Source organism: Clostridium sp. RTP31139st1_H3_RTP31139_211217, assembly GCF_040227035.1.
Classification (GTDB): Bacteria; Bacillota; Clostridia; order Clostridiales; family Clostridiaceae; genus Clostridium; species Clostridium saudiense.
Map to the genome: position 1 here is coordinate 1 of NZ_JBCOAB010000038.1, position 13450 is coordinate 13450.

Genomic DNA, 13450 nt, shown 5'->3' on the forward strand with positions numbered 1-13450 from the left:
ATTTGTTAATTCATTATTACAGTGTATTAACCATCTTCTGAAAGTTATACCATTTGTCTTATTATTGAATTTTTCAGGATATATATCATAGAATGGCTTTAATTCTTCTTTTTCTAGTATTTCAGTGTGAAGAGCAGCAACTCCGTTTACACTAAATCCATAATGCATATCCATACGAGCCATGTGAACTCTATCATCTCTATCTATTATATATACTTCTTCATTATCATATTTTGCTCTTACTAAGTTATCTAATTCTCTGATTATTGGCATTAATTGTGGAACTACTTTTTCTAAGTAAGCAATTGGCCATTTTTCTAATGCTTCGGCTAATATTGTATGGTTTGTATATGCACACATTCTGGTAACGATACCGATAGCTTCTTGCATTTCTATACCCTTTTCGCCTAATAATCTTATTAATTCTGGTATTACCATTGAAGGGTGTGTATCATTAATTTGAACAACTGCATGCTCATCTAATTTGTGTAAATCATATCGATTTTCTTCAGCTTCTAAAATAATTAATTGAGCTGCATTACTTACCATGAAATATTGTTGATATATTCTTAATAAGTGTCCTGCTTCATCACTATCATCTGGATATAAGAATAAAGTTAAATTTTCTTTAATGTCTTCTTTATCAAAATTAATTCCATCTTTAACTAATGCTTCATTAACTGTATCTACATCAAATAATCTTAACTTATTTGAACCTTGATTATATCCTGTAACATCTATATCATATAATGTTGAAGTTACTTTGAACCCACCAAATAATACATCAAATTTAATGTTAGATTTATTTAACCAACTTTCTGGTGTTATCCAAGGATTCTTTTCTGCTGTTTGTTTGTGATCCTTAAATACTTGTTTAAATAATCCATAGTGGTAATTTAAACCAACACCATCACCATTTAATCCTAAAGTAGCTATTGAATCTAAGAAACATGCTGCTAATCTTCCAAGTCCACCATTTCCTAATGAAGGTTCTAATTCTATTTCTTCTATTTCAGTTAAATCTTTTCCGTTAGCTGATAAAACCTCTTTAACTTCATCATATAATCCTAAATTAATTAAATTATTTGAAAGTAATTTCCCAATTAGGAATTCTGCTGAAATATAATATAATTTTTTTGATCCCTTATTTGTTCCTTTATTTTTAATGCATCCTTTTGTCATTTCTAATAATGCTAAATATACTTGTTCGTTTGTTGCCTTTTCAATTGTTGTTTGAAATCTTTCATTTAAGATTTCAGTTAAATTATTTTTTACCATAATAAATTATCCCACCTTAAATTCATTATTTTTATAATATATATTTAAAAATGTATTTTTATGATTAAATCATTTACACTTATATAATAACAATTTTTTTAATTTCCCCTTGTATATTTTTATGATATTTTGTACATTTATTATGCTACTTTTAAAAAATAAAATTTTTTTTATTTTTCTCTACCCTTTTCGTAAACCTTTTCAGCATTTCTTTTAAAATATTTTTCTAAAAAAATAGAGACACTAATATTTAGCATCCCTATTTTTTTACTTTTTCTTTATTTTAAATTTCATTGAAATAATTAATTACAACTTCTTTATCACTAAAATGACGTTTTACTGTACCAATTATTTGATAGTCTTCATGACCTTTTCCTGCTATAACAACTATATCATCTTTCCCTGCAATTCTACACGCATATTCTATAGCTTCTTTTCTATCCTCAATAACAGTATGACTATCTTTAATTCCTGCTAATATATCTTCTATTATACTATGCGGATCCTCTGTTCTTGGGTTATCTGAAGTTACTATTGTAACATCACTATATTTCTCAGCAATTTCTCCCATTAAAGGTCTCTTAGTTTTATCTCTATCTCCACCACAACCAAATACAGTTATTAATTTACCTTTAACAACTTCTTTCATTGTTTCTAATATATTTTCAAGTCCATCTGGAGTATGAGCATAATCTACAACTACTGTACATTTCATTTTATCATGATATACTCTTTCACATCTTCCTGCCACTGCTTTCATTGTATCAAATGCTTCTATGACATCTTCTACACTTACATACCCACCAACTACTAACATGCCTATAACACCTAATGCATTGTAAATATTATAAAGTCCTGGTATATGAAGTTTTACATTACCTTTAAATTCATCTCCAATATATAAATCAAATGTTGACCCATTTGCTTGTAAATCTAAATTCTTAGCTCTAACATATCCATCATTTACCCCATATGAAGTAACTTCTTTGTTATCAGTACTACTTTCATGTAAAGTATTTAACATTTTCTTTCCGTATTGATCATCACAGTTTATAACAGTACTTTTAGCTCCTTTTATAAACTTAAATTTTGCATTATAATAATTTTCAAATGTCTTATGATAATCCATATGATCTTGAGTTAAATTTGTAAACATCCCTCTACTAAAGTTTAACCCTTCTACTCTTCCCATTGCAGATGCATGAGATGATACTTCCATTAGACAATACTTACATCCTGCTTCTCTCATATCTTTAATAAGTCTAAATAATTCTATAGCCTCTGGAGTTGTCATATTTGTTGGAATCATTTTTTCTCCAATATAGTTAGCAATTGTACCTATAAGTCCAACTTTATTTCCTGCATGTTCTAATATGTGCTTCATCATGTATGTTGATGTAGTCTTTCCATTAGTACCTGTTACCCCTAAGAATGTTAAATCACTATCTTGTATATTAAAGAAAGTCTTTGCTATTATAGCCATGCATTCTCTAGTGTCTTCTACTTTTATATATGCAATTCCATCTTTAATATCATTTATTTCTTTACTATGAATAATAGCTTTTGCCCCTTTTTCTATAGCTTCATTTATTAAATCATGTCCATCAACTTTTACTCCTATAACAGCTATAAACATGCTCCCATCAATAACTTGTCTCGTATCTCTTGTTATATCCTTAATTTCTATTTTTGTATAATCTATTTCATTTGTGCAACTATACTTTAATTTTGAGTTACATACTAATTCACTTAATAACATTGTTAATCTCCTTGTTTTGAATTTTTTCTTATTCAAAGATTTTATTATTCCATAATATTGTACATCATTTATTACTATTTATCTATATACTGTATTCATCTTTATCTCATAATCCTTCCCCCCTTTTATACTTTTAAACCTTATTTTAAGCTTATATTTTATTAGTATATATTGACCTATTTCTATCATTCCCTATCTTAATCTCAAACTATTTTACTATATATACCATAACTTATAATTTTTAGTTGCATTTTTACTATGTTTGTAATATAATTTAACAAATGGATTTTTTTAAATTTAATATCATCAAGGGCGATGATTCATATAAGCTGACAATCTTATAGTTAATTACATTGTTTTCTTAACTATAACTTTTTAGTTAATATATCTGAGCCTTTAATTACCAAATAACTTGAATTTGTACAAGGCTCGCTAAAAGCGGGCCTTTTTATTTTTATTAAAAAGGGGGCAATAAAATGTGTAGTTTTGTTGTATTTTCATCAGACAAATTACCTTTATCAGATTTTGATAAAGCTTTAAAAAACGTAGTTCATAGGGGTCCAGACAATACTTATTGTTCTATTGAAAGTGGTTTATCTTGGGGCTTTAACCGTTTATCAATAATGGATTTATCATCTAATGGTAATCAACCATTTAAATACTCTTCTTGTGAAGTTGTATGCAATGGAGAAATATATAATTACAATAATTTAAAAGAATTACTATTACCAGAATATAAGTTTCATTCAAGTAGTGATTGTGAAGTATTAATACCAATGTATTTAAAATACGGTATAGAAATAATGTGCAAAATGCTTGATGCAGAATTTGCCTTAGTTTTATATGATGGAAAAAATAATTCAGTTATAGCTGCAAGAGATCCAATGGGAATAAGACCAATGTTTTATGGTTACACAAAAGAAGATCATAAAATTTCATTTGCAAGTGAAGCAAAAGCTTTAATTGATTATTGTGAAGAAATTATGCCATTCCCTCCAGGACATTATTATAAAGATGGAGAATTTGTTTGCTATAATGATTTATCAGAAACAAAATTCATAAACAATGATGATTTAGATACAATATTCACTAATATAAGAACTAAACTAATTGCTGCTGTTGAAAAGAGACTTCATGCTGATGCTCCAATTGGTTATTTATTAAGTGGAGGTCTAGATTCATCTCTAGTATGTTCTATCGCTCAAAGAATAATAAAAAGACCTATCAAAACATTTGCTATAGGTATGGATACTGACCCAATTGACTTAAAATACGCAAAACAAGCAGCTGACTATTTAGGTACAGATCATACTGAAGTAATAATAAATAAAGAAGATGTTTTAGGAGCATTAGATGAAGTAATTTATCATCTAGAAACTTTTGATATAACAACAATTAGAGCAAGTATTGGAATGTATCTATTGTGTAAATATATTCATGAAAATACTGATTTAAAAGTTATCTTAACTGGTGAAGTTAGTGATGAATTATTTGGTTATAAATATACAGATTTTGCGCCATCAGCAAGTGAATTTCAAAGGGAATCTCAAAAAAGAATTAAAGAGCTTTATATGTATGATGTTCTAAGAGCTGACCGCTGTATTTCAGCACATGCCTTAGAAAGTCGTGTACCTTTTGCTGATATAGATTTTGTAAACTATGTAATGAGTATTAATCCTGCTAAGAAAATGAACAGTTACAATAAAGGAAAATATTTATTAAGAAAAGCATTTGATGGACAAGACTATTTACCACAATCTTTATTATATCGTGAAAAAGCTGCATTTAGTGATGCTGTTGGTCACTCTTTAGTTGATTATCTAAAAGCATATGCTGAAGAAAAATATACTTCTGAAGATTTAGAAGCTGCTAAAGAAAAATATACCTACTGTACACCTTTCACAAAAGAATCTCTTTTATATAGAGATACTTTTGAAAAATATTATGCTGGAAATGCTAAATGGATTAAGGATTTCTGGATGCCAAATAAATCTTGGGAAGGCTGTAATGTTAATGATCCAAGTGCTAGAGTTTTATCTAATTATGGTGATAGTGGAAAATAAAATATTTATATTATTTATAAAGAGCTCCCATTTCAAACTATATAGGAGCTCATATTTTTATCTCAGTTCTATCTTCTTGCTTCTTCTTTTATTATCATAGCTACGTTATATTCTTCAATACTATTAAGCTTTACAGAGTATGATGTTGGAATATACCAATCTTCATTAACAAAAAAATCCTTCCATTCATCACTTACAAAAATATATCCATGCCTTGCATATATTTCATTTCTTGCTATTTCTAATTGCTCATCACTTAATCCCCTTAAATCATCTTCAGTTAAATATCTTGTACTACTATCTGGAATAATAAAATAATTATCTTTAGCTGAAACTGCAGTTACTATATTTACCTCTTTATTACATTTGTTTTGAAAATTGATATTGTTAGTGCTTAATATACCACTTGTAATTATCAAACCACTAATAATAATTACTACTTTTTTATTCATTGCATCCCCAAAAAGACTTTTTATACTACTCATCCTATGCTTCTTTTTAACATTTATTTACACACTTTCTTTATTATTTCATGTTATAATAGTATTATAATTAAATATTAGAGGTGTACGTATGAAAGGACTAGGACTAATTATTTTATGCTTAATAATTATTGCTGTAATTGCGTTAATATTTTATGGTGGTAATTACTTGTACAACTTAGGACTAAATCCAAAATTCCCAAAAGATTTAGTATTTAAAAATAATGATTCAAATAATAAATCCACTAAAACTAATCAAGATGAGACAAGTGGCGTTAAAAGCATAGATAGTGAGAAATGGTTATTTGAATATAGCAACTATGAAGATTTGTTCATTACCTCAAAAGATAATTTGAAATTACATAACTACCTTATAAAAAATAAAGTTACTTCAAATAAATGGGCAATAGTAGTACATGGATATACATCACAAGGTAAGCTAATGGCTTCTTATGCTCAAAACTTTTACAAAATGGGGTACAATATTATAATGCCTGATTTACGTGGTCATGGTCAAAGTGAAGGAAATTACATAGGAATGGGTTGGGATGAACGATTAGATATTGTTGATTTAACTAAATACATTATTAATAACTACGCTAATACTGAAATCGTATTATTTGGAGTTTCAATGGGAGCTGCTACTGTAATGACTACTTCTGGTGAAAAACTTCCTAGTAATGTTAAAGCTATAATAGAAGATTGTGGTTATACATCTGCTTGGAGTCAATTTGCATATCAATTAAAATCATTATTTAAGTTGCATTCATTCCCAATGCTCGAAGTAGCAAGTCTTATTTGCAAAATTAAATCTGGATTCTTTATAAGTAAAGTATCTCCAATTAAACAAATAAAGAAATCTATAACACCAACTTTATTTATTCATGGTGATAATGATGACTTTGTTCCATTTTTCATGCTTGATGAACTATATAATGCCTTTTCAGGTGAAAAGGAAAAACTAGTTATCCATGGCGCTGCTCACGCAAAAGCTAGTTACGTTAATCCTCAGCTATATTGGACGACAATCGAAACTTTTCTAAAAAAATATATTAAATAATAATTTAACATTTATACAAAAAATAGTGGCAATTTATTTATCTAAATTGCCACTATTTTTTTGTTACTCATTTATAATCATTACCATAACTCTAATTTCTTTTCGTTATTTTACTCTAAATTTCAACTTTTTGATAATTTAGTTAATTGAAATTATACCTTCTACGTTTAGAAAAAAGTATTTTCTTAACTTTTAACAAAACAAGCTCTTTTCAACAACTTAATTTATTAATTAAAAATATTACTTGATTGATAAGATATTTTTAACTTTAATAATAAATTCAACTTCACTATTTGCTTCAACGAATTCTCCATTTACCATAGCTACTATACTTTCATCCATTCTTCCACCGCATTCTCCAATACAGCCAAAAACTATTTTTTCATCTTTGAATTCTTTTTTTACTAATTCTGGATCTATACCAGAACATCCTGGACACATTACTATCATATCTTTTCTCCTTTATTCTTATAAACTAAAAAGGTGTCATATTATAAACACCCTTTATTCTAACCTAATTAAATTCTTTATCAATATTTTTCTAATTTATTTAGCTAAATCATTCTTACTCTTTTAAAACCCATTCTAAAAACTCTGGAAATCTTCTCCTCCAAGAATCCTCCGAATGATTTGCGCCTTCCTCAATTACTACTTTTATATCTTTCTTATCTTGTCCTAAATTTAAAAGTAAACTTTCTAACTCTTTAGTATCATCTACGTAAATATCATTAAATGCAATAACACTCTCATCAGAAGTTTCTTTAGTTCCTGAATCTAAATAAACTCTTAATCCTTTTTTATAATTTTCTTTTATAAATTTCATTAAATTTTCTTTACTAAACCATATAGCCGTTGAAAATGCACCTATTACAGAAAATACTTCAGGATACTTATACCCAATATATAAAGATATAAACCCGCCCATTGAAGAACCTGCTATAAATGTATTTTCTTTTGTTTTTAGGGTTCTATATTTATTATCAATAAATGGTTTTAATGAATTTACTAAAAATTCACCATACAACTTACCTTCCCCACCAGCTTTGTATATTCCCATACCAGGAGTTAATTCCTTAAGATTATTATTTACCCATGGGGAATATTCATTAAGCCTTCCCTCAATATTTTCACTATTACAGTCAATTCCAACAACTATGACTCCATCATTTCCATTTGCCTCACTCTTATTCATAGCACTTTGAATATCCCATATGCCTCCATAAGCTGAGGTTTCCTTATAAAAAAGATTATGTCCATCATGCATATACATAACTTTATAATGTTTATTTAAGTTCTTATCATAATCATTAGGTAAATATACCCTAATCATCCTCTTCCTATTTAATTCTTTTATTTCTACCTCAAAATTTTCAATACGATACATCTTTTACCCCTCAATAAATTCTTAAAATATTTTAGTTTAATAATTATATCATAAACATTATTAAAACTATATTGTGAGTATTTATATATTATAAACGTATTTTAAATAAACAACTTCTTCAAAAAGTGACCTTAAAATTAATTTAAATTTCAGTTCCATTTTTAAATTGACTATTATACAAACTAGCATAAAACCCATTTTTCTCTAATAGTTCATCATGTGTTCCACTTTCAATTATTTCTCCATCTTTTAATGCTAGAATTTTATCTGCATTTCTTATTGTACTTAATCTATGTGCTATAACAAATGTTGTTTTTCCTTGCATCAATTTAAGCATTGCATTTTGTATTAATACTTCTGTTCTTGTATCTATTGAAGATGTTGCCTCATCTAATATTAATATTGATGCTTTTGATAATATTGCTCTTGCTATAGCTAGTAACTGTCTTTGTCCTTGTGATAAATTACAACCATTATCAGCTAGAATTGTATTATATCCCTCTGGCAGTTGTTTTATAAAATGATGTGCATCTGCTATTTTAGCTGCTTCTATTATTTCTTCCTCTGTAGCCTCTAACCTACCATATCTTATATTTTCGCTAACACTTTCTGAAAATAAATAAGTATCTTGAAGTACCATTGCTACTGATTTTCTTAAACTTTCTCTTGTTATATCATCAATATTTTTACCATCAATTAAAATTTCACCACTATCAATTTTATAAAACTTAGTAAGTAAGTTAACTACAGTAGTCTTTCCAGCTCCTGTAGGTCCTACTATTGCTATAACCTCACCTTTTTTTGCTTCTATTGAAACATTCTTTAATATTTCTTTTCCCTTTTCATAAGAAAAAGTTACATTTTTAAGTTCAACATGTCCATCAATATTAGTTATAGACTTTGCCCCTTCTTTATCCTTTTCTTTTTCTTCATCTATAACCTCAAACACCCTTTCAGCACCAGCTAGTGCACTTTGAATAGTATTAAACAAGTTCATTATTTCATTTATAGGACGAGTAAAATTCCTCATATATAATAAAAATGAAAATACTACACCAACTGTAATTGCAGATCCTTTTAATATTAAATATCCACCTACTACAGAAATTATTAAATATGAAATATTATTTATAAAATTATTTATAGGTCCCATAAAAGAAGATACACCTTGTGCTATTATTGCACTTTTAGTAAGCCTTTCATTTATCTCAGAAAACTCTCCTTTAACCTTTTCTTCTTCTGAAAATAATAAAACAACCTTTTGTCCTGAAACCATTTCTTCAATATACCCATTTAAGTTTCCTAGTTCTTGTTGTTGCTTTACGAAAAATTTTTGAGTTTTCTTTGCTAATATTTTTGTGGTTATAAAAGTTAAAGGTACTGTTATCATTCCTATTAATGTTAATAATGGACTTAATATAACCATTGCAATAAACATTCCTACAACATTAATTATTCCTGAAAAAAGCTGTGTTATACTTTGAGATAATGTTGTATTTATATTATCAACATCATTTGTAAGCCTACTCATTAAATCTCCACTTGAATTATTATCAAAATACCTAAGTGGAAGTTTTTGAAGATTAATAAATAAATCTTTTCTTATTCTTGCCGAAACTCGTTGCGCTATTTTTAGCATTACTATATTTTGATAGTATGTTGAAAAAATATTTACTAAATACATTAAAACTAATATTGTGCATATAAAAGCTAAGCCTTTCATATCTCCCGTTTCAATAAAATTATCTATTGTATATCCATTTAATCTAGTTCCAAATATACTAATTAATGTAGTAACAAAACATAAAATAAATACTATTAAAATACTTGCTTTCTTTTCAATTAGGTATCCAACTAACCTTTTTACAGTTCCTTTAAAATCCTTAATTTTTTCTGCCTTTTTTTTATGAAGATTATGTGGACCTGCTCCTGGCCTCATTTGTATTGCTGCTCTACTAGACATTTGAAACAACCTCCTCCCCTAGTTGTGATATGGCAATACTTCTATATATATCACACTCTTTAATTAATTCCTCATGATTTCCAATTGCTACAATTTCACCATTATCCAAAACTATTATTTTGTCGGAATCCTTCACAGCTGAGATTCTTTGAGCTATAAGAAATACAGTAGAATTTTTCATTCTATTTTTAATTGATTTTTGAAGTTTTGCTTCAGTTGCCATATCTAATGCACTACTTGAATCATCTAAAATTAATATCTTAGGATTTTTAATTAATGTTCTTGCAATAGAAATTCTTTGCTTTTGCCCCCCAGATAAATTTTTACCTCTTTGTCCAACTTCCCTATTGAATCCTTCATTATTTGCATTTATAAATTCAAAAGCTTGAGCATCTTTTACTGAACTTATCATCATTTCTTCAGTTGCATCTTCTTTACCAAACTTTAAGTTATCTTCAATACTTCCCGAAAAAAGAGTTGTATCCTGAAGTACAACACCAATTAATGATCTTAATTCATTTATTTTTAAATTTTTAACATCTTCATTTCCAATCATTACAGTTCCACTACTTGTATCATATAATCTTGGAATAAGTGATATTAATGTACTTTTCCCACTTCCTGTAGCACCTATAATTCCAATCTTTTCTCCTTCTTCAGCCTTAAAAGATATTCCTTTTAATACATAATCTCCATCTTTATTATATTTGAAGTAAACATCTTTAAAATCTATATTAAACTTATTTATCTTCTTTGCATCTTCTTTGTCCGTTATTGATGATTCCACATCTAAAACTTCATTGATTCTACTTGCAGATACCTTTGCTCTAGAAAAGTTAATGATAATCATTACCAACATATTTAAAGAACTCATTATTTGAACTAAATAATTTATAAATGCCATTATCTTTCCTATTTCTAATGAACCCTTATTAACATAATTTCCACCAAACCAAAGTATAGCAACAACACTTAAATTCATTATCAATGTAACTAATGGCCATAAAAGTATAGTTACGCTTTGAGCTTTAATACTAGTACTCATCAAATCATCATTTGCATAACTAAATCTTTCTTTTACCTTATCTTCTATAGCAAATGCCTTAACGACTCTAACCCCTAATAAGTTTTCTCTCATAACTAAATTTACATTATCTATTTTCTTTTGCATTGCAGTAAAAAATGGAGTTGATTTAGCTGTTATTACAGTTACACTTAATATTATTAATGGAATTACAACTAAAAATATCATTGATAGCTTAACACTAATACTTAGTGACATTATAATTCCACCTAAACAAATTAGTGGAGATCTAACCATCCCTCTCAGTGCCATCATCACCATATTTTGAACTTGTGTTACATCATTAGTTAATCTAGTAATAAGTGATGATGTTTTAAATTGGTCTATCTCCGAAAATGATAAACTTTGTATTTTATTAAATAAACCTTGTCTCATATTTTTTCCCATATTCATCGAAGCTAAAGTAGAAAAAACACCACAAAGCATTCCACCTAGTATACCTATAAAAGCAACTACTATCATTTTGAATCCAACATTTAATACATAAGTAATATCACCATTTGCAACACCTATATCTATAATATCTGACATAAGTTTAGGTTGATTCAAATCCATTATAACTTCAATAAACATCATTAAAGGTGCTAAAATAGTATAAATAATTGCACTTCCTTTAATGTATTTAAGTAGTTTAGTCATTTTTTTCTTCCTCTCCTTTACTTAAATTATTATACATTCTTTCAAAAAAGCTTTTTGCTTGCTCCTTTTCCTCTTGAGTAAAATCCCTAAAGCATTCTTTTTCAATTTCACAAATAGCTCTTTGAGAGTTTTTCTGAGTTATTTTCCCCTTTTCAGTTAAATATACATTAATAATTCTTCTATCACTTGTATTAAGCCTTCTTTCAATAAAACCAGCTTTCTCCATAGTTGATAAAATACTCGTAACCGTTGCAGGTTCAATATTACAGTTTTTTGCTATATCTTTTTGTATACTCCCATCATTTTCTGCTAAATAATTTAATATTTTAGGTTGCCCCTTTGATATATCACACTTTCTAAACTCATCATGGCATCTCTTACGATGAACCCTTTTTAGTTTCATAAATACTTTAATTAACTCTCCATCATTCATATTCTTTGCCTCCTAAAAGTAAATTATTTAAAAATCATATAATAGTTAGATATCTAATAATTAGATATCTAACTATTATTATAAATTTATATTTCTTATATATCAATAAAAAATCCTATAATTATTTTTCTTACATAATTTAATTTTTTATATAATTATTTATACTTCTAATGTAATCCTTAAAATGAATATTTTATCTTTTTATTGACAAAATAAATAAGTAATATAAACTGAGAATTTTTATAGGAGGTGTGGTCATGAAACATAATGAAAGCATCGCTTGTACTGTTACTGAATGCAAATTTCACTGTAATGAAGATAATTATTGTACTCTAAATAAAATTCAAGTAGTCAGTCATACAGGATGTGTATCAAGTAAAGAATGTACTGATTGTGGTAGCTTTTCTAGAAAATAATCCTTAATATAAGGTGTGTTTAATCTATTAATTAACTACATACTTTTTCATTATTTCTCTTATTTACTTTATAAAATTTATTATTTTAAACATACTAAATATTATTAATAAATTATAAGGAGTGTAACAAATGAAAAGAAATTTAAGCTTATTTTTAGCTACATTAACACTATCAACTCTTGTTACTAGTAGTATTCCTACCTATGCATATGAACCAAATATTATAGACACTACTGAAACTTCAAGCTCTGATAGCTCACTAGAAACTAATGAGTTAGCTGAAAATCCTTACTCTAGCTTTATTGATGAAACATACTATAATATTACTACAGATTACTTAAATGGAATCATAGATAAATTAACTAAACTTCCTGCTTCCGGTAGTGTTTGTATCGATTATTTATCTGAAGAGATTTTATTACATAGAGCTATTTTATTTGCAAGCCATAATATTCAAGGATATACTTCTAATCCTGAATTAATTGATATCATAGATGATATTGTTGACAATTATACTGGCGAGTTAAAAGAAATGAGAGAAGAACTAAATAAGTTAATTGAAAATGCTAAAAATACTAAAGATCTCAAAGAAGATACTGAATATCATAAGAACTTTAAAGTAATTGCTGATAAATTATCAAAAGAAATTTCAAAAATACCTACTAATGAAAGTAATGAATTAACATATATCAAGCAAATTAATGCCATATTACAAGCTTCTCATGATATTGCTCTATTAGATAATAAATGTGCTAAAAGTGAATTAGTTAAGGAAATTGCTAAAGTTACTATAACTAACACAGAAGAATATATGTCTAGATTAAAGACATTAGAGCAAGCACTTAAATAAATTATATAAAATAAAGGTGTAATATTTAGATACAATTAA

Annotated in this window: 12 protein-coding genes; 4 read left to right on the plus strand and 8 right to left on the minus strand. The window is 27.3% G+C overall.

The annotated features are described in order from the left end of the window. Positions 1-1278: glycogen/starch/alpha-glucan phosphorylase (locus ABUA17_RS14025; protein ID WP_349824101.1), on the minus strand; the 1278-nt coding region annotated here is incomplete at its 3' end. Positions 1279-1561: 283 nt separating this feature from the next. Continuing rightward, positions 1562-3037 carry a UDP-N-acetylmuramoyl-L-alanyl-D-glutamate--2,6-diaminopimelate ligase gene (locus ABUA17_RS14030; protein ID WP_195951156.1) on the minus strand — a complete coding sequence of 492 codons (1476 nt, stop codon included), beginning with the start codon at positions 3035-3037 and terminating at the stop codon, positions 1562-1564. Between the two features lie 476 nt (positions 3038-3513). Here ABUA17_RS14030 and asnB point away from each other — a divergent pair, with 476 nt between their 5' ends. Then, positions 3514-5100 carry an asparagine synthase B gene (gene asnB / locus ABUA17_RS14035; RefSeq protein WP_055291148.1) on the plus strand — a complete coding sequence of 529 codons (1587 nt, stop codon included), beginning with the start codon at positions 3514-3516 and terminating at the stop codon, positions 5098-5100. A 68-nt stretch (positions 5101-5168) separates the two neighbouring features. Here the strand turns inward: asnB and ABUA17_RS14040 are convergent, their stop codons facing one another. Next, entirely contained in the window at positions 5169-5585 is a 417-nt protein-coding gene (locus tag ABUA17_RS14040) for a YARHG domain-containing protein (RefSeq protein WP_347379415.1), read from the minus strand. Between the two features lie 88 nt (positions 5586-5673). On the opposite strand from ABUA17_RS14040, the gene ABUA17_RS14045 reads away from it, so the two are divergent. Beyond that, the gene (locus ABUA17_RS14045) at positions 5674-6642 is read left to right on the plus strand and encodes an alpha/beta hydrolase (RefSeq protein WP_042398117.1); all 969 of its coding nucleotides are present in this window, start codon (positions 5674-5676) and stop codon (positions 6640-6642) included. 240 nt (positions 6643-6882) lie between these two features. On the opposite strand, the gene ABUA17_RS14050 is transcribed toward ABUA17_RS14045, so the two are convergent. The 5 genes from ABUA17_RS14050 to ABUA17_RS14070 form a co-directional block, all read right to left on the minus strand. Beyond that, positions 6883-7092 carry a YuzB family protein gene (locus ABUA17_RS14050; protein WP_042398114.1) on the minus strand — a complete coding sequence of 70 codons (210 nt, stop codon included), beginning with the start codon at positions 7090-7092 and terminating at the stop codon, positions 6883-6885. A gap of 115 nt (positions 7093-7207) precedes the next feature. Beyond that, entirely contained in the window at positions 7208-8026 is an 819-nt protein-coding gene (locus tag ABUA17_RS14055; protein WP_042398110.1) for an alpha/beta hydrolase, read from the minus strand. Positions 8027-8168: 142 nt separating this feature from the next. Then, positions 8169-9989: an ABC transporter ATP-binding protein gene (locus ABUA17_RS14060; RefSeq protein WP_082425224.1), complete on the minus strand. Its 1821-nt coding sequence runs from the start codon at positions 9987-9989 to the stop codon at positions 8169-8171. Beyond that, positions 9982-11712, minus strand: coding sequence for an ABC transporter ATP-binding protein (locus ABUA17_RS14065; protein WP_055275493.1), 1731 nt, complete (start codon positions 11710-11712; stop codon positions 9982-9984). Before ABUA17_RS14065 ends, ABUA17_RS14060 begins: the two co-directional genes overlap by 8 nt. Beyond that, entirely contained in the window at positions 11705-12145 is a 441-nt protein-coding gene (locus tag ABUA17_RS14070; RefSeq protein ID WP_042398105.1) for a MarR family winged helix-turn-helix transcriptional regulator, read from the minus strand. The genes ABUA17_RS14065 and ABUA17_RS14070 overlap by 8 nt, the downstream gene beginning before the upstream one ends. Positions 12146-12402: 257 nt before the next feature. Between ABUA17_RS14070 and ABUA17_RS14075 the strand changes: the two genes are divergently transcribed. After that, complete coding sequence (locus ABUA17_RS14075) at positions 12403-12561, plus strand: DUF1540 domain-containing protein (protein ID WP_070098850.1); 159 nt, start codon at positions 12403-12405, stop codon at positions 12559-12561. Between the two features lie 130 nt (positions 12562-12691). Next, a complete protein-coding gene (locus ABUA17_RS14080) occupies positions 12692-13411 on the plus strand; it encodes a hypothetical protein (protein ID WP_042398102.1) in 720 nt (239 codons plus the stop codon). The last annotated feature ends 39 nt before the right edge of the window (positions 13412-13450 follow it).